The organism is Novosphingobium sp. FSW06-99, from assembly GCF_001519065.1.
Lineage (GTDB): Bacteria > Pseudomonadota > Alphaproteobacteria > Sphingomonadales > Sphingomonadaceae > Novosphingobium.
In genome coordinates this window covers 175,245-198,996 of the sequence record NZ_KQ954258.1, presented here as the reverse complement: position 1 = coordinate 198,996, position 23,752 = coordinate 175,245, and the positions used below count along the sequence as shown (strand labels likewise).

19 protein-coding genes are annotated in these 23,752 nt (G+C 66.4%); 10 read left to right on the top strand and 9 right to left on the bottom strand.

The features are described 5' to 3' along the window. Positions 1 to 88: 88 nt before the first annotated feature. From AQZ49_RS14810 to AQZ49_RS14800, 3 genes are read right to left on the bottom strand one after another with little or no spacing between them, the layout of a single operon-like run. Positions 89 to 1,195 carry an ABC transporter ATP-binding protein gene (locus tag AQZ49_RS14810; RefSeq protein ID WP_067617037.1) on the bottom strand — a complete coding sequence of 369 codons (1,107 nt, stop codon included), beginning with the start codon at positions 1,193 to 1,195 and terminating at the stop codon, positions 89 to 91. Beyond that, positions 1,195 to 2,049, bottom strand: a complete 855-nt coding sequence (locus tag AQZ49_RS14805) for an ABC transporter permease (RefSeq protein WP_067617034.1) — start codon at positions 2,047 to 2,049, stop codon at positions 1,195 to 1,197. Before AQZ49_RS14805 ends, AQZ49_RS14810 begins: the two co-directional genes overlap by 1 nt. Beyond that, positions 2,049 to 2,918 carry an ABC transporter permease gene (locus AQZ49_RS14800; RefSeq protein WP_067617031.1) on the bottom strand — a complete coding sequence of 290 codons (870 nt, stop codon included), beginning with the start codon at positions 2,916 to 2,918 and terminating at the stop codon, positions 2,049 to 2,051. Before AQZ49_RS14800 ends, AQZ49_RS14805 begins: the two co-directional genes overlap by 1 nt. A gap of 164 nt (positions 2,919 to 3,082) precedes the next feature. Between AQZ49_RS14800 and AQZ49_RS14795 the strand changes: the two genes are divergently transcribed. From AQZ49_RS14795 to AQZ49_RS14780, 4 genes are all read left to right on the top strand, one after another. Further along, positions 3,083 to 4,453, top strand: a complete 1,371-nt coding sequence (locus tag AQZ49_RS14795; RefSeq protein ID WP_067617028.1) for a glutamine synthetase family protein — start codon at positions 3,083 to 3,085, stop codon at positions 4,451 to 4,453. Positions 4,454 to 4,478: 25 nt separating this feature from the next. Next, the gene (locus tag AQZ49_RS14790; RefSeq protein WP_156428320.1) at positions 4,479 to 4,835 is read left to right on the top strand and encodes a c-type cytochrome; all 357 of its coding nucleotides are present in this window, start codon (positions 4,479 to 4,481) and stop codon (positions 4,833 to 4,835) included. 13 nt (positions 4,836 to 4,848) lie between these two features. After that, positions 4,849 to 5,757, top strand: a complete 909-nt coding sequence (locus AQZ49_RS14785; protein ID WP_082701804.1) for a LysR substrate-binding domain-containing protein — start codon at positions 4,849 to 4,851, stop codon at positions 5,755 to 5,757. A 222-nt stretch (positions 5,758 to 5,979) separates the two neighbouring features. Beyond that, a complete protein-coding gene (locus tag AQZ49_RS14780) occupies positions 5,980 to 7,005 on the top strand; it encodes an aspartate-semialdehyde dehydrogenase (protein ID WP_067617025.1) in 1,026 nt (341 codons plus the stop codon). A gap of 17 nt (positions 7,006 to 7,022) precedes the next feature. Here AQZ49_RS14780 and AQZ49_RS14775 read toward each other — a convergent pair whose 3' ends face one another. Together AQZ49_RS14775 and AQZ49_RS14770 are read right to left on the bottom strand one after the other, a co-directional pair. Beyond that, positions 7,023 to 8,384, bottom strand: coding sequence for an omega-aminotransferase AptA (locus AQZ49_RS14775; RefSeq protein WP_067617022.1), 1,362 nt, complete (start codon positions 8,382 to 8,384; stop codon positions 7,023 to 7,025). A gap of 102 nt (positions 8,385 to 8,486) precedes the next feature. Then, the gene (locus AQZ49_RS14770; RefSeq protein ID WP_231739250.1) at positions 8,487 to 9,443 is read right to left on the bottom strand and encodes a LysR substrate-binding domain-containing protein; all 957 of its coding nucleotides are present in this window, start codon (positions 9,441 to 9,443) and stop codon (positions 8,487 to 8,489) included. A 100-nt stretch (positions 9,444 to 9,543) separates the two neighbouring features. On the opposite strand from AQZ49_RS14770, the gene gabT reads away from it, so the two are divergent. Together gabT and AQZ49_RS14760 are read left to right on the top strand one after the other, a co-directional pair. After that, on the top strand, positions 9,544 to 10,860 hold the full coding sequence (gabT, locus tag AQZ49_RS14765) for a 4-aminobutyrate--2-oxoglutarate transaminase (RefSeq protein ID WP_067617019.1): 1,317 nt from the start codon (positions 9,544 to 9,546) through the stop codon (positions 10,858 to 10,860). After that, entirely contained in the window at positions 10,857 to 12,332 is a 1,476-nt protein-coding gene (locus tag AQZ49_RS14760) for an NAD-dependent succinate-semialdehyde dehydrogenase (RefSeq protein ID WP_067617016.1), read from the top strand. The genes gabT and AQZ49_RS14760 overlap by 4 nt, the downstream gene beginning before the upstream one ends. Positions 12,333 to 12,392: 60 nt before the next feature. On the opposite strand, the gene AQZ49_RS14755 is transcribed toward AQZ49_RS14760, so the two are convergent. Both AQZ49_RS14755 and AQZ49_RS14750 read right to left on the bottom strand, forming a co-directional pair. Next, positions 12,393 to 12,728, bottom strand: coding sequence for a hypothetical protein (locus tag AQZ49_RS14755; protein ID WP_067617013.1), 336 nt, complete (start codon positions 12,726 to 12,728; stop codon positions 12,393 to 12,395). 8 nt (positions 12,729 to 12,736) lie between these two features. Then, the gene (locus AQZ49_RS14750; protein ID WP_067617010.1) at positions 12,737 to 13,342 is read right to left on the bottom strand and encodes a TetR/AcrR family transcriptional regulator; all 606 of its coding nucleotides are present in this window, start codon (positions 13,340 to 13,342) and stop codon (positions 12,737 to 12,739) included. A 117-nt stretch (positions 13,343 to 13,459) separates the two neighbouring features. On the opposite strand from AQZ49_RS14750, the gene AQZ49_RS14745 reads away from it, so the two are divergent. Genes AQZ49_RS14745 through aguA form a run of 3 tightly spaced genes read left to right on the top strand, consistent with a single transcriptional unit; the run spans position 13,460 to position 16,901 of the window. Further along, on the top strand, positions 13,460 to 14,905 hold the full coding sequence (locus tag AQZ49_RS14745) for a purine-cytosine permease family protein (RefSeq protein WP_197411061.1): 1,446 nt from the start codon (positions 13,460 to 13,462) through the stop codon (positions 14,903 to 14,905). Next, complete coding sequence (aguB, locus tag AQZ49_RS14740) at positions 14,893 to 15,783, top strand: N-carbamoylputrescine amidase (RefSeq protein WP_067617006.1); 891 nt, start codon at positions 14,893 to 14,895, stop codon at positions 15,781 to 15,783. The genes AQZ49_RS14745 and aguB overlap by 13 nt, the downstream gene beginning before the upstream one ends. 2 nt (positions 15,784 to 15,785) lie before the next feature. Further along, positions 15,786 to 16,901, top strand: a complete 1,116-nt coding sequence (aguA, locus tag AQZ49_RS14735; protein WP_197411060.1) for an agmatine deiminase — start codon at positions 15,786 to 15,788, stop codon at positions 16,899 to 16,901. Positions 16,902 to 16,979: 78 nt separating this feature from the next. Here aguA and AQZ49_RS14730 read toward each other — a convergent pair whose 3' ends face one another. Then, positions 16,980 to 19,436 (bottom strand): TonB-dependent receptor, encoded by a 2,457-nt coding sequence (locus tag AQZ49_RS14730; protein WP_082701814.1) that lies wholly within the window; start codon positions 19,434 to 19,436, stop codon positions 16,980 to 16,982. A 250-nt stretch (positions 19,437 to 19,686) separates the two neighbouring features. On the opposite strand from AQZ49_RS14730, the gene AQZ49_RS14725 reads away from it, so the two are divergent. Beyond that, positions 19,687 to 21,717: a tetratricopeptide repeat-containing sulfotransferase family protein gene (locus AQZ49_RS14725; protein ID WP_156428328.1), complete on the top strand. Its 2,031-nt coding sequence runs from the start codon at positions 19,687 to 19,689 to the stop codon at positions 21,715 to 21,717. On the opposite strand, the gene AQZ49_RS14720 is transcribed toward AQZ49_RS14725, so the two are convergent. Further along, positions 21,718 to 23,706, bottom strand: coding sequence for an NAD(P)/FAD-dependent oxidoreductase (locus AQZ49_RS14720; RefSeq protein WP_067617202.1), 1,989 nt, complete (start codon positions 23,704 to 23,706; stop codon positions 21,718 to 21,720). Positions 23,707 to 23,752: the final 46 nt, after the last annotated feature.

Genomic DNA, 23,752 nt, shown 5'->3' with positions numbered 1-23,752 from the left:
TGATTTTTGTGCGTAGCACCATTTTGCAGCGCGCGAAACGATCCGCCGTGCCGTGTGCGTGCGGTCGAATGGCGATCGGGGGCGGCCTTTATGCCAGCAGCATCACCGGCGCATCGGGTTCCCAGTGCAACCACACTTGGGTGCCGGCGGGCAGGGCCGGGCTGGCGGAGCGGGTGCCATTGGGCGCGGTGACCTTGATCAGCGTGCCGCCGCTGGTGTGGATATCATAGAGCGTGACCGCGCCGAGATAGGCACTGGTCATGATCGTGCCGGGCGTCCGGTTGGCGTGGGGCATCGCGGCGGGGCCTGCCGGGCGGGGCGCGTCGGCCGGGGTCATGGTGATCTTTTCGGGCCGGATGCCCACCCACACTTGCGCGCCGGTGGCGCCGGTAACCCCGTGGCCGAGATAGACCGGCGCGTCGAGCGCGGGGGTGCGGACAATGGCATGGTCGGTTTCATCGACCGCCAGCGTGGCTTCGAACAAGTTGATGGTCCCGATAAAGTCGGCGACGAAGCGGTTGGCGGGAAATTCATAAAGATCGCCGGGGCTGGCCACTTGCTGCAATGTGCCCCGGTTCATCAGCGCGCAGCGACTGGCCATGGCCAGTGCTTCGTCCTGATCGTGGGTGACCATCACAAACGTCACCCCGACCTCGCGCTGGATCGCCGCCAGTTCGCCGCGCATCGCATCGCGCAATTTGGCATCGAGCGCCGACAACGGCTCGTCGAGCAGCAGCACTTTGGGCCGTTTGACCAACGCGCGCGCCAGCGCCACGCGCTGGCGCTGGCCGCCCGACAACTGGTCGGGGCGGCGGTGGGCAAAATCGTCGAGCTTGACCAGCGCCAGCGCCTCGGCCACGCGGCTGTCGCGCTCGGCACGGGGCACGCGGTCAATCTTCAACCCATAGGCGACGTTGTCGGCAACGGTCATATGCGGAAACACCGCATAGGACTGGAACACCATGTTGACCGGGCGGCGGTTGGGTGGGACCCCGGCCATATCCACCCCGTCGATCAGGATGCGGCCTGCGCTGGGCGTTTCCAGCCCCGCCAGCATGCGCAGCAGCGTGGTCTTGCCGCAACCCGACGGGCCGAGCAGCGAGAAGAATTCACCCACCGCAATATCCAGGCTGACATTGTCGACCGCGATGAAGCTGCCAAAGCGCTTGGTGACGTTTTCAAAGCGGATGAGCATCACGGGCTTTCTGTCGAGGCAATGTCGGTACCCTGCATTTTCATGCCCACCAGCGTGAGCGCAATGGTGATCGCCATCAGCACGGTCGAGGCGGCGTTGACTTCGGGGGTGACGGAAAAGCGCACCATCGAATAGATCTTCACCGGAAAAGTCACGGTGTTCGGCCCGGCGGTGAAGAAGGTGATGACGAAATCGTCGAGGCTGCTGGCAAAGGCAAGCAGCGCCCCGGCAATCAGTGCCGGCCGTAGATGCGGCAGCAGCACGTCGCGCATCGCCCGCAATTCGCTGGCACCCAGATCGCGCGCCGCCTCTTCCATCTCGCGGTTGAACGAGGCCAGCCGCGCGCGCACCACCACCGTGACGAACGGAAAGCTGAACGTGATATGCGCGATCGTGATCGCCCCCAGGTCGAGCGGCCAGACCAGATCGCGCGGCCAGGGCGCGACCGTGCCAAAGAACACCAGCATCGCCACGCCCATGCAGATTTCGGGGATCACGATGGGCAGTGTGATCACACCGTCGAACACGCCTTTGCCTGGAAAACGGAACCGCCACAGCGCAATCGCCGCCATCGTGCCGAGCAGCACGCTGAACACGGTCGAGATTGCCGCGATCGTCAGCGAATTGGCAAAGGCGCCGATCAGCGCATCATCACTGGCCAGCCGGCCATACCAGTCGAACGTGAACCCTTCCCAGCGGATGGTCCGTTTGGAATTGTTGAAGCTGAACAGCACCAGGCTGGCGAGCGGCAGATACTGGAACACCAGGACCACCGCGACCCAGCTTCGCAGCGACCAGCGGCCGGCATAATCGAGCGGTCCTGCGTCACCGCGTTTGCGCGCGAACAGGCGCATCAGCGCAGATCTCGCACTGCGGCGCGGCGTTCGGCCAGCGCGCGCCAGGCCATGGCCGCCAGGGTCAGGTACATCAGCATGAACGACAGCGCGGCGCCAAACGGCCAGTCATTGGCACGCTTGAACTGGCGTTCGATCACGCTGGCGATCATCTGGCTGTCGGGCCCGCCCAGCAAGTCGGGCGTCAGGTACGAGCCGAGTGCGGGGATGAAGCACAACAGCACTGCCGACAGAATGCCCGGCCAGACCACCGGGATGACCACCTGAAAAATCGTGCGCAGATGGCCCGCGCCCAGATCGAGGCTGGCCTCGATCAGCGACCGGTCTAGCCGGTCGAGCGTGGAAAACAGCGGCAGGACAATGAACGGCAAGTGGACATAGACCAACCCGGTCACCACCGCGAAATTGGTGTGCAGCATCTCGAACGGCCCCAGGCCGATCACGCCGAACGCTTCGTTGACCCAGCCTTCGGTGCGCATCACCGCCATCAGCGCATAAGTGCGCACCAGCAGGTTGGTCCAGAACGGCAACATGATCGCCAGCAGCAACAGAATCTTGGCGCGTGTCGAGGCAAACGTCATGACCAGCGCATAGGGAAACCCGATGATCAGGCAGATCGCCGTGGTGGCGCCGGCAAAGACCAGCGATTTGGCAAAGATATACAGATAGACCGGGTCGAACACGCGCGCATAATTGTCGGGCGTGCCGGTTACCACCACCTCGGTCAGCCCCAGCGTGCGGCCAAAGCTGTAGGCCCAGATGATCGACAGAGGCACCACGAAAAACGCCAGCATCCACACCGCCGGGATCGCGAACACCGTCCAGAACGCCGCGCGACTGCCGCCCGATATGCCTCTTGCCGTGGTCATCCGTGCCGATTGCCCCTGTGCGCCGGGGTTGCGTCGATCCGACCGGCTGCGATCACAATTAGGTTCGGGCTCCGGGGTGGTCAATCACCTTCGTTGGCGGTCCCGCAACAAGGCGGGCGCACGTGTCTGGACACATTTCCGACCATGCCATATGTGATCACACCATGGCACAGGATGAACAGGCATCGCTGGCGGCGTTTCTGGCCGCGCATCCCGAAGTCGACAGCGTCGAGGCCTTTGTGTTCGATGTGGCGGGTGCCGCCAAAGGCAAATGGCTGGCGCGCGACAAGGCGCTGGGCATCGATGCCAAGGGGCTGCCGATCCCCCTGTCGGTGTTTGCGCAAGACGCCTGGGGCTGCGACGTGATGGAGGCCGGGCTGGCGTTCGGCACCGGCGATCCGGATGGTACCGGCTATCCGATACCGGGCCGGCTGGCGCGCGTGCCATGGTTGGCGGGCAACGTGGCACAGGCCTTTCTGACTTTGCGCGACCCTGCCGGCGGGCCCGCGCAGGCCGATCCGCGCGGCGCGCTGGAAGCGATCGTGGCACGCTATGCCGCGCGCGGCCTGACCCCGGTGGTGGCGGTCGAACTGGAATTCTATCTCTATCGCCTGGCCGATGGCGTGCCGGTGCCGCCCGATGGCGCGCGTGCAGCGAACTGGCGGCGTAACGACACGCTGTCGACCGGCGCGCTGGCGGCGCACCAGGCATTGATCGAGGCGATCATGGCGGCGGCCCGCGCGATCGGCATTCCCGCCGACGGGGTGATCAGCGAGGCCGGGCCGGGCCAGTTCGAACTGAACATCCTGCACCGCGCCGATGCGCTGGCGATGGCCGATGATGCCATGCTGATGCGCCGCATCGTGCGCGGTCTGGCGCACCAGCACGGGCTGGGCGCGACATTCATGGCCAAGCCCTATGGCGATGCGTCCGGCAGCGGAATGCATATCCACGCCAGCGTCAACGATGCGGCGGGCGCCAATGTGCTGGCCGATGCCGCGACCGGCGCGCCTTCGCCCACGCTGTTTCACGCGGTGGCCGGGCTGGTCGCGGCCATGCCCGACTGCATGCTGGCATTCGCGCCCAACGCCAATTCGTTTCGCCGGTTTCGCCCTGATGCCCATGCGCCGGTTTCGGCCGGGTGGGGCCACGATGACCGCTCTGCCGCGATCCGCGTGATCGACGGGGCAAAGGCGGGCGGCGGGGCCAAGGCCACGCGGATCGAACACCGCATTTCGGGCGCCGATGCCAATGCCTATCTGGCGCTGGGCGCGATGCTGGGCGCGATGTTGCAGGGGATCGAGGCGGGGGCCATGCCGCCGCCGCCGCAAGACCCGCGCGACCCCGGCGCGGGCGAGCGCCTGCCGGTCGAATGGGGCGCGGCGATCGACCGGTTTGCCGCCTCGGACCGCGTTGCGGGCATTTTCGGGCCGCGGCTGCGTGATATCGTGGTGGCGTGCAAGCGGCAGGACCGCGCCGCGTTCATGTCGCATATCGATCGTTTCGAATATGATACATATCTGAGCTTGCTGTAATCCCCTTGGACTGGAGTCGTTGCTGATGAAAATGCTTGCAATTGCCGCGCTTGCCCTGGCCGCTCCGGTCGCCGCGCAGGCGCAGGATGCCACCGCGGGCAAGGCCGTGTTCAACCAGTGCACCGCCTGCCATGTCTACAAGCCCGGCGCGGTCGGCGTTGCCGCGCCCAACCTTTATGGGGTGGTCGGGCGCAAGGCCGCGTCGACCGCGTTCAGTTATTCCGCCGCGCTCAAGGCGTCGAAACTGACCTGGACCCCTGAAACGCTCAACACTTTCCTGAAGGCGCCGGGCAAGCTGGTTCCGGGCACGCGCATGGTGATCATGGTCACCAACGACACCCAGCGCGCCAACCTGATCGCCTATCTCGCCACGCTGAAATAGGGGCCGGGCCCCGGTGGCCACCCCGCTGCCGCCGTTTGCCGCGCTGCGTGCGTTCGAGGTGCTCGGGCGCACCGGCGGCATCCGGCGCGCCGGGGTGGAACTTGGCATCGACCACACCGTGATCAGCCGCCATGTCCGCGCGCTGGAAGACTGGCTGGGCGTGGCCCTGGTCGATCGTGTTGGCGGGCGGCTGGTGCTCACCGAAGCGGGCCGCACCTATCACGCGCGGGTGTCCGCATCGCTACACGATCTGATCGCGGCGACGCGCGACGTGCAGGCGGCCGGCGCCAGCGATGGGGTGCGGCTGTGGGCGGTGCCGGGCTTTGCCACGCAATGGCTGTCGGACCAACTTGCCGACTATGAACGCAGCGAGCCTGGTATTGCGGTCGAGCTGCGCCCGACCGATGCCTGCGCCAATCTCGGCCAGTTCGAGGCCGATGCCGATATCCGCTTTTATGGCGACGACTGGCTGCCGCGCCCCGGCGGGCCGGGGTTGCAGGCGCTCGAACTGGCGCGCCCGCCGCTGATGATCGTCGCCAGCCCGGCGCTGGCGGCGACGCTGCGGCTGACCGGGGTGCAGGATCTGCTGACCGCACCGCTGTTGCACGAGGAACACCACGAACAGTGGCGCGCCTGGCTGATGCACAACGGGGTACAACCGGGCACGCATCGGCTGGGCGGGCCGCTGTTGTGGCACGCCCATCTGGCCATCGCCGCCGCGCGGCAGGGGCGCGGGCTGGCGCTGGCCAACCGCTTTCTGGTCGGGCGCGATCTGGCCCAAGGCGCATTGGTCGAACTGGCGGTGCCGGGTACGCGGGCGGTGCCGGTCGGCAGTTACTGGTTTGTCGCGCGTGCAGACAGGTGGAGCAGCACCGGTATCGCCCGCCTGCGCAAGTTTCTACGCGAACGTGCGTTGATTTAAGCAATTGCATTGCGCGCTGGTTGCCGTTAATCGGCGCCCCCATGTTCGCAAAGCCGATCATTACCATTACCCCGAAACCGACCGCCGATGCGCGGTTGGTGGCGGGGGCGTGCGCGATCTGACGGCACCCCACCCGAACACCAACCCCGCACACGGACGCAGCGGGGTTCTTCAGACAAAACCGGCCCCGCTCTGATCCCTGACCTGACAGGAGATAGACGCATGGTTCCCCAATTTGCCCCCGGACAGCAGCTCAATGTCGGGATCGTCGGCGCGACCGGGCTGGTCGGCACGATGATTCGCGAAATCCTGGTCGAGCGCCGGTTTCCGGTGGCCTGCCTGCGGCTGTTTGCCTCGGCCCGGTCGGCGGGCAAAGTGCTTGACGGCGTGGTCGTCGAAGATGCCGAAACGGCCGATTTTGGCGGGCTCGATGTGGTGCTGTTTTCGGCCGGGGGGTCCACTTCGCGCGCGCTGGCGCCAAAGGCCGCCGCCGCCGGCGCGGTGGTGATCGACAACAGTTCGGCCTGGCGGTCAGACCCGCGCGTGCCGCTGGTGGTCGCCGAAGTGAACCCGCATGCGCTGGCCGACCTGCCGTTGGGGATCATCGCCAACCCCAATTGCACGACGATGGCGGCAATGCCGGTGCTGCGCCCGTTGCATGACGAGGCCGGGCTTAAGCGGCTGGTGGTATCGACTTATCAGGCGGTGTCGGGCGGCGGCCTTGCCGGGATCGACGTGCTGGCGCGCCAGCTTGATCACGTGGGCGACCAGGTGCGCGCGCTGGCCACCGGCGGGCACGAATTGCTGCCCCCGGCGGAAAAGTGGGCGGTGCCGATCGCGCACAATGTCGTGCCGCTGAACTATGTGCTGGGCGAAGACGACTATACCGAAGAAGAGCTGAAACTGCGCGACGAAACGCGCAAGATCCTGGAAATTCCCGGCCTGCCGGTGTCGGGCACATGCGTGCGCGTGCCGGTGTTCACCGGCCATTCGCTGTCGATCAACGCCGAATTCGATCGCCCGATCAGCCCCGCGCGCGCGCTCGAACTGCTGGCCCGCGCGCCCGGCGTGGTGATCAGCGAAGTGCCCAACCCGCTCGAAGCGACCGGGCAGGACCCCGTGTTCGTCGGCCGCGTACGCCACGATCCGACCGTCGCCCACGGCCTGGCGCTGTTTGTCGTCGGCGACAACTTGCGCAAGGGCGCCGCGCTCAACGCGGTGCAGATCGCCGAAGTGCTGTTGGGTTGAGGCCTGGGGCCGAAGTGCTACGCCGTCTGGCGCAGCACTTCGGCCAGGGTGTCGTAGATTTCGCGAATCTGCGCCTCCGACACGATCAGCGGGGGCGACAGGGCGATGATATCGCCGGTCACGCGGATCAGCAGCCCGGCATCGAATGCGCGATGGAACACCTCCATCGCGCGCGCGCCGGGCGCGCCGTCGCGCGGCGCCAGTTCGATCCCGGCGACCAGCCCCAGATTGCGGATGTCGATCACGTGGGGGGCATCGCGCAAGCCATGCGCCGCGTCTTCCCAGACGCTCGCCAGGCCTGCCGCATGGGCAAAGATGCCCTCGTCTTCATAAAGCCGGATCGTGGCCACCGCCGCCGCCGCCGCCAGCGGATGGCCCGAGTAGGTATAGCCGTGAAAGAATTCGATGCCCGCCGGGGACCGGTCAACCACGGTATCATAGACCGCGCGATCGACCGCCACCGCGCCCATCGGCACCGCGCCGTTGGTCAGTCCCTTGGCCAGCGTCAGGATATCGGGGGTCACGCCGAAATATTCCGCCGCCGTCGCCGTGCCCAGCCGGCCGAACCCGGTGATCACTTCGTCAAAAATCAGCAGGATGCCATATTTGCGCGTGATATCGCGCAGCCGTTGCAGATAGCCCTGCGGCGGCACCAGCACGCCGGTCGATCCCGCCACCGGCTCGACGATCACCGCCGCGATCGTTTCGGCGCCGTGCAGAGCGACCAGTTCTTCCAGTTCGTCGGCCAGATTGCCGTTCGATGGCTGCATCCCGCGCTGAAACCGCACCGCGTCGCCATGGGTGTGGGCCAGATGATCGACCCCCCACACCTGGCTGACATGGCGGCGGCGGTTGCCGCCGATCCCGCCGACCGACATGCCGCCGAAATTGGTGCCGTGATAGCCGCGCTGCCGCCCGATCAGCCGGAAGCGCGTGCCTTCGCCGCGCGCATGGTGATAGGCCAGCGCGATCTTCAGCGCGGTATCGGCGCTTTCGCCGCCCGAATCGGTAAAGAACACGCGGTCGAGCCCGGCCGGCATCAGCCCGGCCACCGCGCTGGCCGCCTGAAACGCCAGCGGATGGCCAAGCTGAAAGGTCGGGGCGAAATCCAGCGTGCGCGCCGCCTCGGCAATCGCCTCGACCACCGGCGCGCGGCCATGCCCGGCATTGACGCACCACAGCCCGGCGGTGCCGTCGAGCAGGCGCAGCCCGTCGGTGGTGACATAATGCATGTCGCGCGCGCCTGCGAACAGGCGCGGATTGGCCTTGAAATGGCGGTTGTTGGTGAACGGCATCCAGAAATGCGACAGATCGATATCACCGGCGGCGGCGACCAGTTCATCGGCGCTGCGGATCGCGAATTTGGGAAGCGTGGCCATGCAGTTGCTCTTTCGGGGTATGCGACGAGCTTAGCCTGATGCGGCCAAACGCGGCCGATCAACAGGCGCCATGCGCGCGCCGATGGTGCGCGCAGTGCACCATCAGGCCTGCCAGTCGGGCGGCGCTTCGCCAACCATGTCGACCAGCCACGCGGCAAACTGGCGCAAGGGCCGGGTCTGGCCGCTGTCGCGCGGGGTGGTCAGGTAATAGGCGCCCAGCGACACCGCGTGAAAGGCGGCATTGCCGGCGCCCAGTTCGACCACGCGCCCGGCGGCAAGGTCTTCGCCCGCCAGAAAGGCATTGGTCAGCGCGACGCCCTGGCCCTCGCGCGCGGCAACCAGCGTCATGTGTGCCTGCCACAGCCGCGCCACCGGCGGCGGTAGTGCAGCCGCACCCAGTCCGTGCGCGGCAAACCACACCAGCCATTCGACATCGTCGTCCTCGTGCAGCAACGGCAATGTCAGCAGATCGGCGGGGTGGTCGATCGCGCGTCCGGCCAGCCAGGGCGCATCGGGCCGCGCGACCGGGAACACGCGCGGGCGGATCACCGGGACCCGCGCGATTCCGACTTGTTCGCTGCCGGTGAAATCGCTGTCGCGCCACCAGCGCAGATCGGCATGCGCCTCGTGCCGGTTGAGATCGGGGGGCGCGTCCGACGGGCGCAGCGTGACCGCCAGGCCGGGGTGGCGGCGTCCGAAATCGGGCAGGCGGCTGGTCAGCCAGTGATAGGCCAGGCCCGGCATCGACCAGACGTGCAACCGCGCGCCCGCATCGCCGCGCACACGTTCGGTCGCGCTGCACAACTGATCGAACGCCGGGCCGATCAGTGCGTGGTAATCCGCGCCCGCCGGGGTCAGCCCGCCATGCACGCGGTCGACCAGCATCGTGCCCAGCCAGTCTTCGAGTGCCGACAGATGGCGGCTGACAATGGCATGGCTGACCCCCAGCGCGACCGCAGTGCGGCGCACTTTGCCATGGCGGCCAAACGCTTCGAATGCGCGCAGCGCGGCAAACGGGGGCAAGTGCGGGCGATCCGACAAATGGTAACTCCTGATCACCACATCGCTACCATTTGTCGGCTTAACGGCGCAAGTGGGTGGTGTCATAGTGTCGCCAGCCCTTTTTATGCGCCAGCCCTTCTTATGCGAAAGTCCCGCCATGAGTGACCCTGCAAAGTCCGTCGCAGCCAAGTCTGACAACGCCTCGCTTGCCGCCCGCCGTGACCGTGCCGTTCCGCGCGGCGTTGCCTCGTCGACGGCGGTCTATGCCGATCGCGCCGACAACGCCGAACTGTGGGATGTCGAGGGCCGTCGCTATATCGATTTTGCAGGTGGTATCGCGGTGCTCAACACCGGCCATCGCCACCCGCGCGTAATCGCTGCGGTCGAGGCGCAACTGGCGCGGTTCAGCCATACCGCGTTCCAGGTCAGCCCTTATGAAAGCTATATCGAGCTGGCCGAAAAGCTGAACGCGCGGGCGCCGTTTTCGGGCGATGCCAAGACGATCCTGCTGACCACCGGGTCCGAAGCGACCGAAAACGCGGTGAAGATCGCGCGCGCCGCCACCGGGCGCTCGGCGGTGATCGCGTTCACCGGCGCATTTCATGGCCGCACCCTGCTGGCCAGCGCGATGACCGGCAAAGTCGCGCCCTACAAGCGCAAGATCGGCCCGATGCCGCCCGAAGTGTTCCACGCTCCGTTCCCGACCGGGATCGACGGCAACACCGTCGAAAAGAGCCTGGCCGCGATCCAGTACCTGTTTGCCGCCGATGTCGATCCCGAACGCGTCGCCGCGGTGATTGTCGAGCCGGTGCAGGGCGAAGGCGGGTTCCATGTCGCGCCGACCGAATTCCTCGAAGCGCTGCGCGCGCTGGCAGACCAGCACGGCTTTCTGCTGATCGCCGATGAAGTGCAGGCCGGGTTTGCCCGCACCGGCAAACTGTTCGGCATCGAACACAGCGGGGTCGAACCCGATCTGGTCTGCGTCGCCAAGTCGCTGGCCGGCGGGTTCCCGCTGTCGGGGCTGATCGGCCGCGCGCAACTGATGGATTCGCTCGATCCGGGTGGCCTTGGTGGCACCTATGGCGGATCGCCAATCGGTTGCGCCGCCGCGCTGGCGGTGATCGACGTGATCGAGGAAGAAGGCTTGCTCGATCGCGCCACCGCGATCGGCGAGCGGCTGCGCGCGCGGATCACTGGGTTTGCTGCCGCCGGGCTGCCGGTTGCCAATCTGCGCGGGCTGGGCGCGATGATCGGCTTTGATGTCACCAATGCGCAAGGCCAGACCGATGGTGCGCTGGCCAAGGCAGTAACCGTCGCCGCGCTCGAAGCCGGGCTGATCCTGCTGTCGTGCGGGACCAAGGGCGAAACCATCCGCATTCTGGTGCCGTTGACCGCGTCGGACGCGCTGATCGACGAAGGGCTCGACGTGGTCGAAGCCGCGCTCGCCAAAGTCGCGGGGAAAGTCGACGCATGAACGCCACGGACCTGCTGGTAAAATCGCGTCCCGATCTCGCCCGCGCCGACTTGTGGCGCGAGGCCGCGTTTGTCGGCGGCGCCTGGCGCACCTCTGACCGTACCATCGCGGTGGACAATCCGGCGACGGGCGCGGTGATCGGCCATGTGCCCGATTTCGGTGCGGCCGAGACCGACGAGGCGGTCACTGCCGCCAAGGCCGCGTTTGCCGGATGGAAAGCCCGCACCGGCAAGGAACGCGGCGCCATTGTGCGCCGCTGGGCCGAGCTGATGCTGGCCCACGCCGACGATCTGGCGCTGATCATGACTGCCGAACAGGGCAAGCCGCTGGCCGAGGCCAAGGGCGAAGTGGCCTATGCCGCCGCGTTCCTCGAATGGTTTGCCGAAGAGGCGCGGCGGGTACGCGGCGAAGTGCTGACCCCGCATGCCGCCGACCGGCGGCTGGTGGTCACGCGCCAGCCGGTGGGCGTGGTGGGCGCGATCACGCCATGGAATTTCCCGCTGGCGATGATCACGCGCAAGGCTGGCCCGGCGCTGGCAGTGGGTTGCCCGTTCGTGGTCAAGCCATCCGAACTGACGCCGTTTTCGGCGCTGGCGCTGGCGGTGCTGGCAGAGGAAGCGGGCGTTCCGGCGGGCGTGTTCAGCGTGATCACCGGTGATGCCAAGGCGATCGGGGGCGTGCTGACGGGCGATCCGCGCGTCGCCAAGTTCACCTTCACCGGATCGACCCCGGTGGGCAAACTGCTGGCCGCGCAATGCGCCACCACGGTCAAGCGGGTCAGCCTGGAACTGGGCGGCAACGCGCCGTTCATTGTGTTCGAGGATGCCGATATCGATGCCGCGGTCGAAGGCGCGCTGGCATCGAAGTTCCGCAACACCGGGCAGACCTGCGTCTGTGCCAACCGGCTCTATGTCCACGATGCGGTCTATGATGCGTTTGCGCAAAAGCTGGCGGCGCGCGTGGGGCAGTTCCGCATCGGCCATGGACTGGAAGGGCCGACCGAACAGGGCCCGTTGATCGATGGCCGCGCGGTCACCAAGATTGCGGCGCATGTGGCCGATGCGGTGGCGCATGGCGCGCATGTGCTGACCGGTGGCGAACCGCATTCGGCAGGCGCGCGGTTTTTCCAGCCAACCGTGCTGGTCGATGTCCGCCCCGATGCATTGCTGGCGCGCGAAGAAACGTTCGGTCCGCTGGCGGGGCTGATCCGGTTCCAGGACGAAGCCGAAGCGGTGCATCTGGCCAACGACACCCGCGCGGGGCTGGCCGCCTATGTCTATACCGCCAACGCATCGCGCCAGTGGCGGCTGATGGATGCGCTCGAATATGGCATGGTCGGGTTCAACACCGGGTTGATCTCGACCGAAGTCGCCCCGTTCGGCGGGGTCAAGGAATCGGGTCAGGGCCGCGAGGGATCGCACCTTGGCGTTGACGACTATCTCGAAATCAAGCTGGCCTGCCTCGCGGTTTGAGCCCCTCGGGCGGTCTGCTTGCGATTGCCCCGGAGCCGCCTTGCGGTTCCGGGGCTTTCTTTATGGTGTCAGCCGCGCCAACCAGGCCTGCGCCTGCTTGGGTTCGCCGACCGCCTGTGGGCTGACCGGGCCGCGCGCGGCGAGAAATTCCTGGTGCAGTGCGAACGGTTCCATGCCGAGCTGATCGCGCGCGTCATCAATGGCTTCGCCCAGATCGGTCAGGTTGGCGATCACCGGGGCCACGGCGGCGCGCGCAACGCGGTCGGGTTTGTGGTCGAACAGGCCCCAGCGACCCGCCGCCGTGGCGCGCAGCGCCTCGATCAGCGCGGCGGTATAATCCGCTTCCAGATCGATGCGGCGAGTGTCGAGACGTTCAAGACGATCAGCTTTGGCCATGCGCGCGCTTACACCAGGCCGAGCGCGATGCCCAGTTCGCGTTCGACACCGGTGATCACCATGCCGCGCAAAATGGCGTGCCCCGGCGCGTCGGGTTCGTCGATCACCGCCTGGATGCTCAATCCGTCGATCAGCGCCAGGATGCGGGTAGCCGACGCCGCTGGATCGGGGGTGGCAAAACCGCCGTTCGCGATCAGCGTGCTCAGGCGGTCTTGCCACAGGTCCATCGCGGTGATCACCGCGCCACGCAATTGCGCGCGGTTGCGGCTGGCTTGCCAGGCGTCTAGCCACAGCAGGCTGACCCCGCGCCGATGCGGTTCGAGCAAGTCGACAATCAGCCGGGTGATCTGCGCCGTGGGCGTGGGCTCGGCCAGCGCGGCGTCGAACAGCGCGGTGACTTCGCTTTCGGCAATCGCGGCAAAGGCTTCGGCGGCCAGGGCCTCGATTTCAGGGAAGTAGTGGTTCACCAGCCCCGGCACGACACCCAGCCGCGCGGCCAGATGGCGCAAGGTCAGCGCGCCGATGCCGTCTTCGAGCAGGACCTCGCAGGCCTTGGCCAGCATGTCGGCGCGGCGCTCGTCAGGCTTCAGGCGTTTGCGGTTGGGATTGATCATTGTCGCCAAAGTATGGTCACTCCCGCTCAAAAAGGCAATTGATCATTTGGCCAATAGAGCGTAAGGGCATTGTTGTCCACCCGGTCAACAATGCTTTTTTCGGAAATCGACTCGCCCATGTCCGTCGCCGCTGCCGCGCATGATCCGACCACAGACCAGCCACGCGGCGGGGACCGTTTCGGGCACGTTGAAGTGCGCGGGATCGACTGGATTCCCGATGACGAACGCCATGGCGCCCCGCGCGAACTGCTGATGCTGTGGGCGTCTTCGAACGTGACCTATCTCTATGTCGTGCTCGGCGCGGTGGCGGTCGGACTGGGGCTGACGCTGGCGCAGGCGGCGCTGGCGATCGTGCTTGGCAATCTGTGGTGGTTTGCCGTCGGACTGATCGCGGCAAGCGGGCCCGCATCGGGCCGACCCAGCTATGTGGTGATGCGCGCGCTGTTCGGGCCGCGTGCCAATCGGGTCAATGTCATACTGTCGGGCTGGGGAGTGTGCGTCGGCTATGGCGCGATCAACTTGTCGGTGGGGTCGCTGGCGACCGACCAGTTGCTGGTGTGGGCGGGGATCACGCCGTCGATTGCGCTGCGGCTGGCGGTGGTGGTGATCACCGCCGCGCTGACGCTGACGGTCAGCATCTATGGCCATGCCACGATGGTACGCTGTGCACAGCCGTTCACCGCGGTGCTGGCGCTGTGCATGGTGGTGCTGGCGACGGCAATCGTGCCGCATGTCAATTGGGCCTGGCATCCGGTGCACCGGCTGACCGGCTGGGCCGGGCTGGGCGCGGTGATTACGGCCTCTGCCGTGATCGCGTCGAACCCGCTGTCGTGGACGTCATCGGCGGATTTTGCGCGCTATCTGCCGGCCGATGTGTCGATCGGTGCGGTGGCACTGTGGACCGCGCTGGGCGGGTTCGTGCCCGCCGTGCTGCTGGCCATGCTGGGGGCGCTGGCGGCCACGGCGGCCGACATGACCGATCCACAGGCGGGGCTGACCACGCTGCTGCCACACTGGCTGGTGCCGGTGTTCCTGGTGTTCATCGCGCTGAGTTCGATCACCAACAATATCATGACCGCGTACAGTTCGGGGATTTCGCTGCAGGCGGCAGGCGTGCGGCTGCGCCGGTCGCTCACCGTGCTGGCCGACGGCCTGCTGGCGTTTTCGGGCACCGTCTATGCCTTGTTCGTCAGTGATTTCCTGACCGCGCTGCAGGATTTTCTGGCGCTGTCGGTGGCCGTGCTGGCGCCGGGCATGGCGATTTATGCCACCGATCTCGTGCTGCGGCGCAACCGCTATGACGGCGCCGCGCTGGGCAATGAAACCGCCACCGGCGCCTATTGGTACTGGCACGGCGTCAACCCTGCGGGGGTGGTGGCGCAACTGGCCGGGACCACCGCCGCGCTGCTGGCGATCGTGGGAAAGCTGTGGACCGGGCCGATCGCCGTGCTGGCCGGGGGAACCGATCTGTCGTGCCTGATCGGGCCGCTGGTCGCGAGTGTTGTCTATGCCCTGCTGATGCAGGCGCTGTGGAGTGGGAGAATGGTGCAATGCGCAGCGTAACGCTGGCGGCCACGCAAATGGCCTGTTCGTGGGATCGTGCTGCCAATATCGCGGCCGCCGAAGCGCTGGTGCGCGAGGCGGCTGCCGCCGGCGCGCAGATCATCCTGTTGCCCGAACTGTTTGAAACGCCCTATTTCTGTCAGGATCGGCTGGGGCGGTTCCTCGATCTGGCGACGCCGATCGCGGACAACCTGGCGGTGCGCCATTTTCAGGGTGTGGCGCGCGAACTGGGGGTGGTGCTGCCGATTTCGGTGTTTGAACGCGCCGGGCAGAATTTCTTCAACACCGTGGCGATCATCGATGCCGACGGGGCGCTGCTGGGCACGTACCGCAAATCGCACATCCCGGATTCGCCCGGCTATTCGGAAAAGTTCTATTTCTCGCCCGGCGATACCGGGTTTCGCGTGTGGCGCACCGCGCATGCGGTGATCGGCGTGGGCATCTGCTGGGACCAGTGGTTTCCCGAAACGCACCGCGCGATGGCGCTGTTGGGGGCCGAAGTGCTGCTGTTTCCAACCGCGATCGGCAGCGAACCGAGCCTGCCCGAACTCGACTGTTCGGGTCATTGGCAGCGCACCATGCAGGGGCAGGCAGGCGCCAATGTCATGCCGCTGGTGGCCTCAAACCGGATCGGCACGGAAACGGGTCAGGAGGGGACCGAAATGACCTTTTTCGGCCATTCGTTCATTGCCGATCAGACCGGTGACAAGCTGTGCGATGCCGGGCGCGACAGCGCAGGCGCGCTGACCGCGACATTCGATCTCGACGCGATTGCCGGGCATCGTGCCTTTTGGGGCACGTTCCGCGACCGGCGTCCCGATCTCTATGGTCCGTTGATGACGTTTGACGGCGTCCACCGCCATGCCGGCGGAGCATGAACATGGCCGCACAAACGCTGATCGCGCCGACGCAAACCCCGCGCGCCGCGGGGTTTCGCATGCCTGCCGAATGGCATCGCCAGGCCGGTTGCTGGATGGCCTGGCCCGAACGGCCCGACACCTGGCGATTGGGGGCAAAGCCCGCGCAGGCGGCCTTTGCGCGTCTGGCCAACACGATCGCCCGGTTCGAACCGGTGACGATGCTGGTGTCGGCGCGGCAATGGGAAAACGCCGTGCGCCAGCTTGATCCCGCGGTGCGCGTGGTCGAAATGTCGACCAACGATGCCTGGTTGCGCGACACCGGGGCGACCTTCGTGATCGACGAGGCCGGGCATCTGGGCGGTGTCGACTGGCATTTCAACGGCTGGGGCGGGCTGTCCGACGGGCTCTATTTCCCGTGGGATGCCGATGACGTGGTGGCCGCCAAGATGTGCGATCTGGAACGTGCGCGGCACTTTCGCGCGCCGCTGGTGACCGAAGGCGGGGCAATCCATGTCGATGGCGAAGGCACCGTGCTGACCACCGAGGCCTGCGTGCTGAACCCCAACCGCAATCCCGGCCTGACGCGGGCCGATGCCGAGGCGATCTTGTGCGACCATCTTGGCGCGCAATGCGTGATCTGGCTGAACGATGGCGTGCCCGACGATATCACCGGCGGGCATATCGACAATCTGGCCTGCTTTGTCGCGCCGGGCGTGGTGCTGTTGTCATGGTGCGACGATCCTGCCGATCCGCATTACGCGATCTCGCGCGAGGCGGAGGCGCGGTTGCAGGGCGCGCGCGATGCCAAAGGGCGCCCGATCCGCGTCGAACGCATACCGATGCCCACCCCGATGTTCCTGACCGCCGAAGAAGCGAGCGGGCTCGACCGCACCAATCCCCGCCTGTCGTCGATGGCGGGCGACCGGCTGGCGGCCAGCTATATCAATTTTCTGATCGTCAACGGTGCGGTGATTGCCCCCGCGTTCGGCGTGCCGACCGATGCCACGGCCGCGGCGATCCTGACAGGTTTGTTTCCCACGCATGAGATTGTCATGCTGCCATCCCGCGAAATTCTGCTGGGCGGCGGCAACATCCATTGCGTGACTCAACAGCAACCGGCGGTGCGCGGGGCGTAAGTGTCTGTGGGGCGCACAGGCAGGTGCTGTTGATGGTCGCGGCGTCGGTATCGGGGGGTACCGGCGCCGCGATGGCTTTCACTGGAATTTCTGGCTGAACCGGATGCCGAAGTAGCGTGGCTTGATGGGATAGCTGCGGGTGCCTTCGTAACAGGTCTGGATTTCGCAGAAGGCGTTGCGGCTCAGCACGCCGCGTTCGTCGAACGCGTTCTGGATGAACGCTTCGACGCTGAACAGATCACGCTTGGCGCCTGCAGAGAAATCGAAACTGGTGAAGCCGGCAGGGTCGCCATAGAGCGCGTCGTTGGTGGTGTTGAGATCCGACGTGCTGCTCGACTGGTGCAGCACCACGCCTTGCAGGAACCCTTCATAGCGGCCCACCGGAACAGTATAGCGTGCGCTCATCTGCCCCTTGAATTTGGGCTGGCGCGGCAGGCGCGTGCCGCTGGCGGCGGCCAGATTGCCCGCCGTCACCGAACAGGTGCTGCTGGGAACCAGATCGGTCAGGCTGACCAGGTCGCAGAAATTGGTCGACAGCTTGGCATCGTTATAGGCGCCCGATCCCGACAGCGTGACCGGCCCCAGTTTCCAGTCGAAATCACCTTCGATGCCATAGACCCGCGCATCCCCGGCGTTGATCGTCGCGGTGCTGCCGAACGTGTTGGCGACGATGACCGAATATTGCACCCCTTTCCACTTTTCATAATAGATCGCGGTGTTGAACCGGATATTGGGCCCGAACCGCAGCTTTGCACCCAGTTCGTAATTGTCGAGCGTATCGGCCTTGTACGGCTGGCTTCCGGTCAGATTGTTGCCCCCGCCGGGGCGGAACCCGGTTGAATAAGTGGCATAGAGCAATTTGTCGGGCACGACCTGCCAGGCCAGGCTGACTTTGTGGGTTTCGCCGGTCTGGTGATAGGGTTCGTCGACATCGATGCAGCTCAGATGGCCGACCAGCGGGAACGTGCAATTGGCCGAATAGATCGTGCCGTTGAATCCATATGTGTTGTTGCTGGTGGAAAAATAGCGGATCCCGCCGGTCAGCTTCAGCGTGTCGAGGATCGGATACGTCGCCTCGCCATAGATCCCGAAATCCTTGTAGGTGCGATCTTCATCGGTGGAATAGAGCGAATTGCCGCGCACCACCGGCGCCGGATCGAGCGGCGTAAAGATGCCCGTCGACGGGTCGTAATCGGTGCCCGCATAGGCATTGGCGGAGCCCGGAAACACGAAATCTTCTTCGACCGTGTCCTTCTGGAACTGGTTGAACACACCCGCCGTCATCTGCAACCGCGATGACCGGGGCGTGGCCACGCGCAATTCCTCGGTGATCTTGTGCCCGGCGGTCGACGATGTGGCATATTGCGTGGGATCGAGCACGGCCCCCTGCGCGTCGCGGAAATAGTAGTATGATCCACCGTTCTTGTCGTAATCGATCGAATAATAGCTGTAATCCTGCAGGACATGGACGTCGCGGTGAAAATAGCCGAACACGCCGGTCACATCGAGACCGGCGATCTGCCCCTGCAGCGTCAGCGATGCCTGGTACCATTCGTCGTGGTCGCTGGTCGGCGTGTAGTCGTGGACTTGCAGCCCGGAAAAGCGCGGGTCATAGCCAAACCCGCCATAGCTGTGCTGGTCCTGATAAGTGATCGACGGGGTCAGCGACCAGTCGTCGGTCACTTGCGCCAGAATGCTGGCGCGCCCGCCCCAACTGGTGACCGGGTTGTAATTGTTGTGCACCACATTGGCGTTGGTGCGGGTATAGGATATCGCCGGATTGTAGGTGCCGCCGTTATACGTCGGGCTGTTCGGATTGAACTGGCCGAATGTGTAGGTGTAACTGCCCGGCGTGTTGTCGATATAACCGCCTTCGTGTTCATAGAACGCCATCACGCGCAAGGCCACGCGCTGCGCCAGCGGCAGGTTGATATAGCCCTGGATTTCCGCGCCCGCCGCGCCCGCGCCAAACTTGTCGACCTGCACATCGATCCCGGCCTCGACTTTGTCGAGTTTCGGTTTCTGGGTGATGATGCGCAAAGTGCCCGCCAGCGAGCTCGATCCGAACAGGGTGCCTTGCGGGCCCGACAGCGCCTCGACGCGTTCGACGTCATAGACATGCACTTCGGGCATGCCGCCGATCGAGGTGATCGGCACATCGTCGATATAAGTCGCGGCGGTCGGCAGGCCCCCCGCGTTGACCGAGATGCCACGAAAATAGAGATTGGTGCGCCCCGGCCCCAGCGAGTCGAAACTGACGCTGGGCAGCATTTCGACATAGTCGGAAAACACGCTCACCTGGCGCTGGTCGAGTTTGTCCATCGTCAGTGCCTGCACGCTGATCGGCACGCGTTGCACGCTTTCCTGCTTGCGCGTGGCGGTCACCACGATTTCGCCCAGCGCCGTGGCCGGGTCGGGCGGGGTCTCGTTACCGACCGCGGGGGTTTCGGCCTGCGCCGCCATCGGGGTCAGCATGGTTGCCGTGCCAAGCAGGGTTGCCAGACGCAAACAACAGGCACGCGATGCACGTGGCATGGTCGATTTCCCCCTGATATCTGGCGCACGCCGCCGGAACGCCAGGCGCAAGGGTGCGCCGCGCCTGACCGCCAAAGTCGCAATATGGATTGAAGTCACCGTCTGGACCGGCCTGGGATTGCCCCCGAACGCCGTCTTTCCAGGAAAAAAAGTATCTTCGCGGGACAGGGCAAGTCAAGCCGCACGGGCGCCCTTTTAAGCCGTTCCAAAGGCATGGATTTGCAACCTCGGTCGGGCCATGGTCGATGCCATGGACCAACTGCCGCCACCGCACCTGTCTCCGCCCGTCGCCGCGCAACTGGGCGCGGCGCAGGCTGCGCTGGCGGGCGATCCGGCGCGCGCGGCGTTGCTGGCGCGCGCGGTGGTCGCTGCTGCCCCAGACCATGCGCCCGCACGCCTGGTGCTGGCCTGTGCCTTGCGGCTGGCTGGGGATGCGGCGGGTGCGCTGGCGGTGATCGCGCCGGTGGCGCAGGCGCGCCCCGATGACCCGCAGGCAGCGGCGGAATGGGGGCAGGCGTTGCTTGCCGCAGGGGACGCGGCGGCGGCGATTGCCCCCTTGCGGCTGGCCACGCGCGCCCGTCCGGGCCTGGCCGTGGCCTGGCATGCGCTGGCCCGCGCCTTGCGCGCCACCGGGGACGAGCATGCGGCGTGGCATGCCGATGCGGGCGCGGTGGCCGCCGCCAGCCGCGACCCCCTGCTGGTGGCGGCAGCGCGCGCGATGGTGGCCGGGCAGGCAGACCGGTGCGAGGCGTTGATCCGGCGTTTTCTCGATGCCCTGCCCGACGATGCCGCCGCGATCCGGCTGCTGGGCGAGCTTGCCTGGCGGCGGGGGCGCGGCGATGAAGCGATTGCCCATGTGGCGCGTGCGGTGGCGCTGGCGCCGGGGTTCGAGGCGGCGCGGGTGTTCCTGACCCGGATGCTGGTCGAGGCCGACCGGCTGATCGAGGCGCGCGATCATGCCGATGTGCTGGTGGCGCGCGCGCCGGACGAGCCGGGGCTGCTGATGTTGCGGGCCTCGATCCTGGTGAAGCTGGGCGAACAGGACGAAGCCCGGCGGATCTATGAGGCGATGATTGCGACCGGCGGCGCGCCGCCACCGGTCTGGCTCAATCTGGGCCATGTGGCCAAGACGCTGGGGCTGCGCGATCGCGCGCAGAGCGCGTTTCGCGGCGCGATCGCCGCCGCACCGGGGCTGGGCGAGGCCTGGTGGAGCCTGGCGAACCTCAAGACGGTGCGGCTGGGCGAGCAGGATATCGCCGCAATGCGCGCGGCCTTGCCCGGGGCGCAGGGCGAGGATGCGTTTCATCTCCAGTTCGCGCTGGGCAAGGCGCTGGAGGATGCCGGGCGCGACGAGGCGGCATTTGCGGCCTATGAGACGGGCAACCGCTTGCGCCGGGCCACATTGCCATGGGATGCCGATGCCGCGCATGCCCGGGTGGCGGCGCAGGCGCGGCTGTTGTCCGCCGGGGTGCCCGATACCGGCGGTACGCTGGGCGACGATGCGATCTTTGTGGTCGGGCTGCCCCGCGCCGGATCGACGCTGGTCGAACAGATCCTTGGCAGCCATTCACTGGTCGAAGGCACGCACGAATTGCCCGCGATGATGATGCTGGCTGACCGGCTGGCGCAGCGGGCCCGCGCGGCGGGGCAAACTCCGGAAGCGGCGATGGCGGCGCTGTCGCCCGACGAACGGCGCGCGCTGGGCGAGGACTATCTGGCGCGCGCGGCGGTGCACCGGCGCAGCGGGCGGCCCCGGTTCATCGACAAGATGCCCAACAATTGGCAGCACCTTGCGCTGATCCGCCTGATCGTGCCGCGCGCGCGGATCGTCGATGTGCGCCGTCATCCCATGGCCTGCGGATTTTCGGTTTGGAAACAGCATTTTGCACGCGGGCAGGCGTTCAGTTATGACCTGGGGGACATCGGGCGCCATTATCGCGATTATGTCGCGATGATGGCGCAGGCCGATGCCGTGGCACCGGGCATGGTGCACCGCGTGATCTATGAAGCGCTGGTCGCCGATACCGAGGCGCACGTACGCACACTGTTGACCGCGCTCGATCTGCCGTTCGAGCCAGGATGTCTGGCGTTCTGGCAGAACGACCGGGCGGTGCGTACTGCCAGCGCCGAGCAGGTGCGTCAGCCGATCTTTACCGACGGCCTCGACCATTGGCAGCGGTTCGCCGCATGGCTGGGCCCCTTGCAGCAGGCGCTGGGGCCGGTAGTGGCGGCCTGGCCCGCCGCGCCGCCCGATTGGCGCGACTGGCTGGATATCGCCTGATCACCCCACCCGCCTGGGGGCGAACGGGTAAGTTTCGCGCTCGATCACTTCCTGCACCGCGCGATGGCCTTCGAGCATGGCGGCATCGGTGTGCGGGCTGGCGGCGGCATCGCTGTTGGCGATCGACACCAGCCCGAACGGCTGGCGGCCCACCACGCACGGGCGCGTCGGGGTTTCGCTGTAGACCCATTCGACCGGGTCATAGATGCTGTTGTAGGTATAGGCATAGCCGTGCGGCCAGCGGTTGACGGTGATCGCGGCAATGTCGCGGCGTGCGTCGAACCCGCCGGGGCCGAGCAGGCGCTGCAATTGCGCGCGGGTTTCGCGTTCAAAGGTTTCCCAGGTGGTTTCCAGCAAATCCTGCCGCGCGGCACGGTGCTGGTCGCGCCGTGGCAGGCCGGGTTTGGTGCAATATTTGACCAGATGCGCCACCACCGGTTCGTCGGGGCCGGCGGCATGGGTCAGTCCGCCCAGACTCGCCGCCTCGGTCAGGCCGACTTCATTGTGGAACATCGTCGGGCAATCGAACCGCACGACGCCCAGGTTTTTGAACGCGCGCCAGTTGGTCAGCGCGACGCTGGAATAGACCAGCGGGCCCTTGACGCCATAGGCCAGCGCCTCGCGCTGCGCCTCGGGCAGTTCGGGCATCATATAGGGGATCATCATGTTCCAGTTGGCCAGGATCACCGCCCGCCCGCGCACTTGGCGCAAGACATCGCCATGCATGTAGCGCACCGCGACTTCGCGCGCGGTGGCCGGATTGCCCTGATGTTCGACATGGACGACGATGCTCGACAGGCGGATGCGGGTCGGGTTGTCGGGCCGGTCGAGTGCGTCGTAATCGATCCGCGCGGTGCCGAAATCCTCCATCGCGCGCGCCGCTGTGGCCGCCGGGATCAGCTTTGCCACCAGCGCGCGGGCGATCGTGGCATTGCCATCGGGGAAATGGATATCCTCGGTGCCTTCCTTTTGTCGCCCGTGCTGCCCGCCGGGCAGGTCGGCGAACAGGCCATCGGGAATGGCGCCCAGCCCCATCCCCGAAAAGCCGGGATAGCCCTGGACCCAGCCGAACAGCGCGGGCGTGGCATCCGCACCAACGCAGAACGTGCCGCATCCCATGTGCTGGAAAAACCAGTAGGCTTCTTCGTTCAGCCCGGCCTTGTCGATCAGGAATTCGCGGAACGAGTGACGCGCCAGCCAATCCTTCTTGGCCTCGACCGACAGGCCGGGCAGATAGTCGGGCAGATCCTTGGCGGTGATCTTGCGCAAGGCGGCGCGCGCCGCCTCGCCGATCGGCGCGGTGTCGATCACTTCGGAGGAAAAGCCATAGAAATGGCCCTTTGGCAGGCGCACGAAAGTGTCCTTGCCGCCGGTCGCCTTGCCGAACGTTTCGCGATCAAAGGCAAACGCGGCGGCCAGCCCGAGATCGCCATAGAGCTTGCGATTGGCGGTGTTGGCGGTGCGATAGCGCGCCAGATCGAGCCCGATGTCGTCGAGCACGCTGCGCGCCCAGGCGTTGTATCGATCGGGACTTTCGATTTCGAGCGTGCCGCCGTTGCACACGATCAGTTTGCCGTTGACGACGAATTCGTTGCGTTTGGCATGGCCGCCGAAATCGTCGTGGTTGTCCAGCACCAGTACTTTGCGCGCACCACCCCACGCCTTTTGATAGAAATGCGCTGCGCTCAGCCCCGACAGGCCGCCGCCGACGATGACCAGATCGTAGACTTCGCCCTGATCGACCGCATCGCCCGGCTTCAGCGTGCCGTCGCGCAGCGCATGGGCCGCCTCGAACGCGCCCGGATGCGCGCCGCGCAGGCCCGTGCGGGCGGGCGGATAGGCCTCGATCGGGGCTGCCTGCGCGGGAAAGCCGCCGGCCAGCCCTGCCGCCAGCGCGCCCGATCCGACCAGCACGCCGTTGATGAAATCGCGCCGCTGGATTGGCATGTCCATGCCCAGCCGGCGATCGGCTTCGCTGTAATCGGTCATCGCGGTTTCCCCGTGGCTATCGTCCGAACGTGCAAAAAAGGCGGGC

Bases quoted from the DNA above. Each gene is read 5' to 3' on its own strand.
- AQZ49_RS14755 (WP_067617013.1), bottom strand. From the start codon at position 12,728: ATGGCCAAAGCTGATCGTCTTGAACGTCTCGACACTCGCCGCATCGAT.
- AQZ49_RS14760 (WP_067617016.1), top strand. From the start codon at position 10,857: ATGAACGCCACGGACCTGCTGGTAAAATCGCGTCCCGATCTCGCCCGC.
- AQZ49_RS14805 (WP_067617034.1), bottom strand. From the start codon at position 2,049: ATGCGCCTGTTCGCGCGCAAACGCGGTGACGCAGGACCGCTCGATTAT.
- AQZ49_RS14795 (WP_067617028.1), top strand. From the start codon at position 3,083: ATGGCACAGGATGAACAGGCATCGCTGGCGGCGTTTCTGGCCGCGCAT.
- aguA (WP_197411060.1), top strand. From the start codon at position 15,786: ATGGCCGCACAAACGCTGATCGCGCCGACGCAAACCCCGCGCGCCGCG.
- AQZ49_RS14800 (WP_067617031.1), bottom strand. From the start codon at position 2,918: ATGACCACGGCAAGAGGCATATCGGGCGGCAGTCGCGCGGCGTTCTGG.
- AQZ49_RS14720 (WP_067617202.1), bottom strand. From the start codon at position 23,706: ATGACCGATTACAGCGAAGCCGATCGCCGGCTGGGCATGGACATGCCA.
- AQZ49_RS14780 (WP_067617025.1), top strand. From the start codon at position 5,980: ATGGTTCCCCAATTTGCCCCCGGACAGCAGCTCAATGTCGGGATCGTC.
- AQZ49_RS14790 (WP_156428320.1), top strand. From the start codon at position 4,479: ATGAAAATGCTTGCAATTGCCGCGCTTGCCCTGGCCGCTCCGGTCGCC.
- AQZ49_RS14745 (WP_197411061.1), top strand. From the start codon at position 13,460: ATGTCCGTCGCCGCTGCCGCGCATGATCCGACCACAGACCAGCCACGC.
- AQZ49_RS14750 (WP_067617010.1), bottom strand. From the start codon at position 13,342: ATGATCAATCCCAACCGCAAACGCCTGAAGCCTGACGAGCGCCGCGCC.
- aguB (WP_067617006.1), top strand. From the start codon at position 14,893: ATGCGCAGCGTAACGCTGGCGGCCACGCAAATGGCCTGTTCGTGGGAT.
- AQZ49_RS14725 (WP_156428328.1), top strand. From the start codon at position 19,687: ATGGACCAACTGCCGCCACCGCACCTGTCTCCGCCCGTCGCCGCGCAA.
- AQZ49_RS14730 (WP_082701814.1), bottom strand. From the start codon at position 19,436: ATGCCACGTGCATCGCGTGCCTGTTGTTTGCGTCTGGCAACCCTGCTT.
- AQZ49_RS14810 (WP_067617037.1), bottom strand. From the start codon at position 1,195: ATGCTCATCCGCTTTGAAAACGTCACCAAGCGCTTTGGCAGCTTCATC.
- gabT (WP_067617019.1), top strand. From the start codon at position 9,544: ATGAGTGACCCTGCAAAGTCCGTCGCAGCCAAGTCTGACAACGCCTCG.
- AQZ49_RS14775 (WP_067617022.1), bottom strand. From the start codon at position 8,384: ATGGCCACGCTTCCCAAATTCGCGATCCGCAGCGCCGATGAACTGGTC.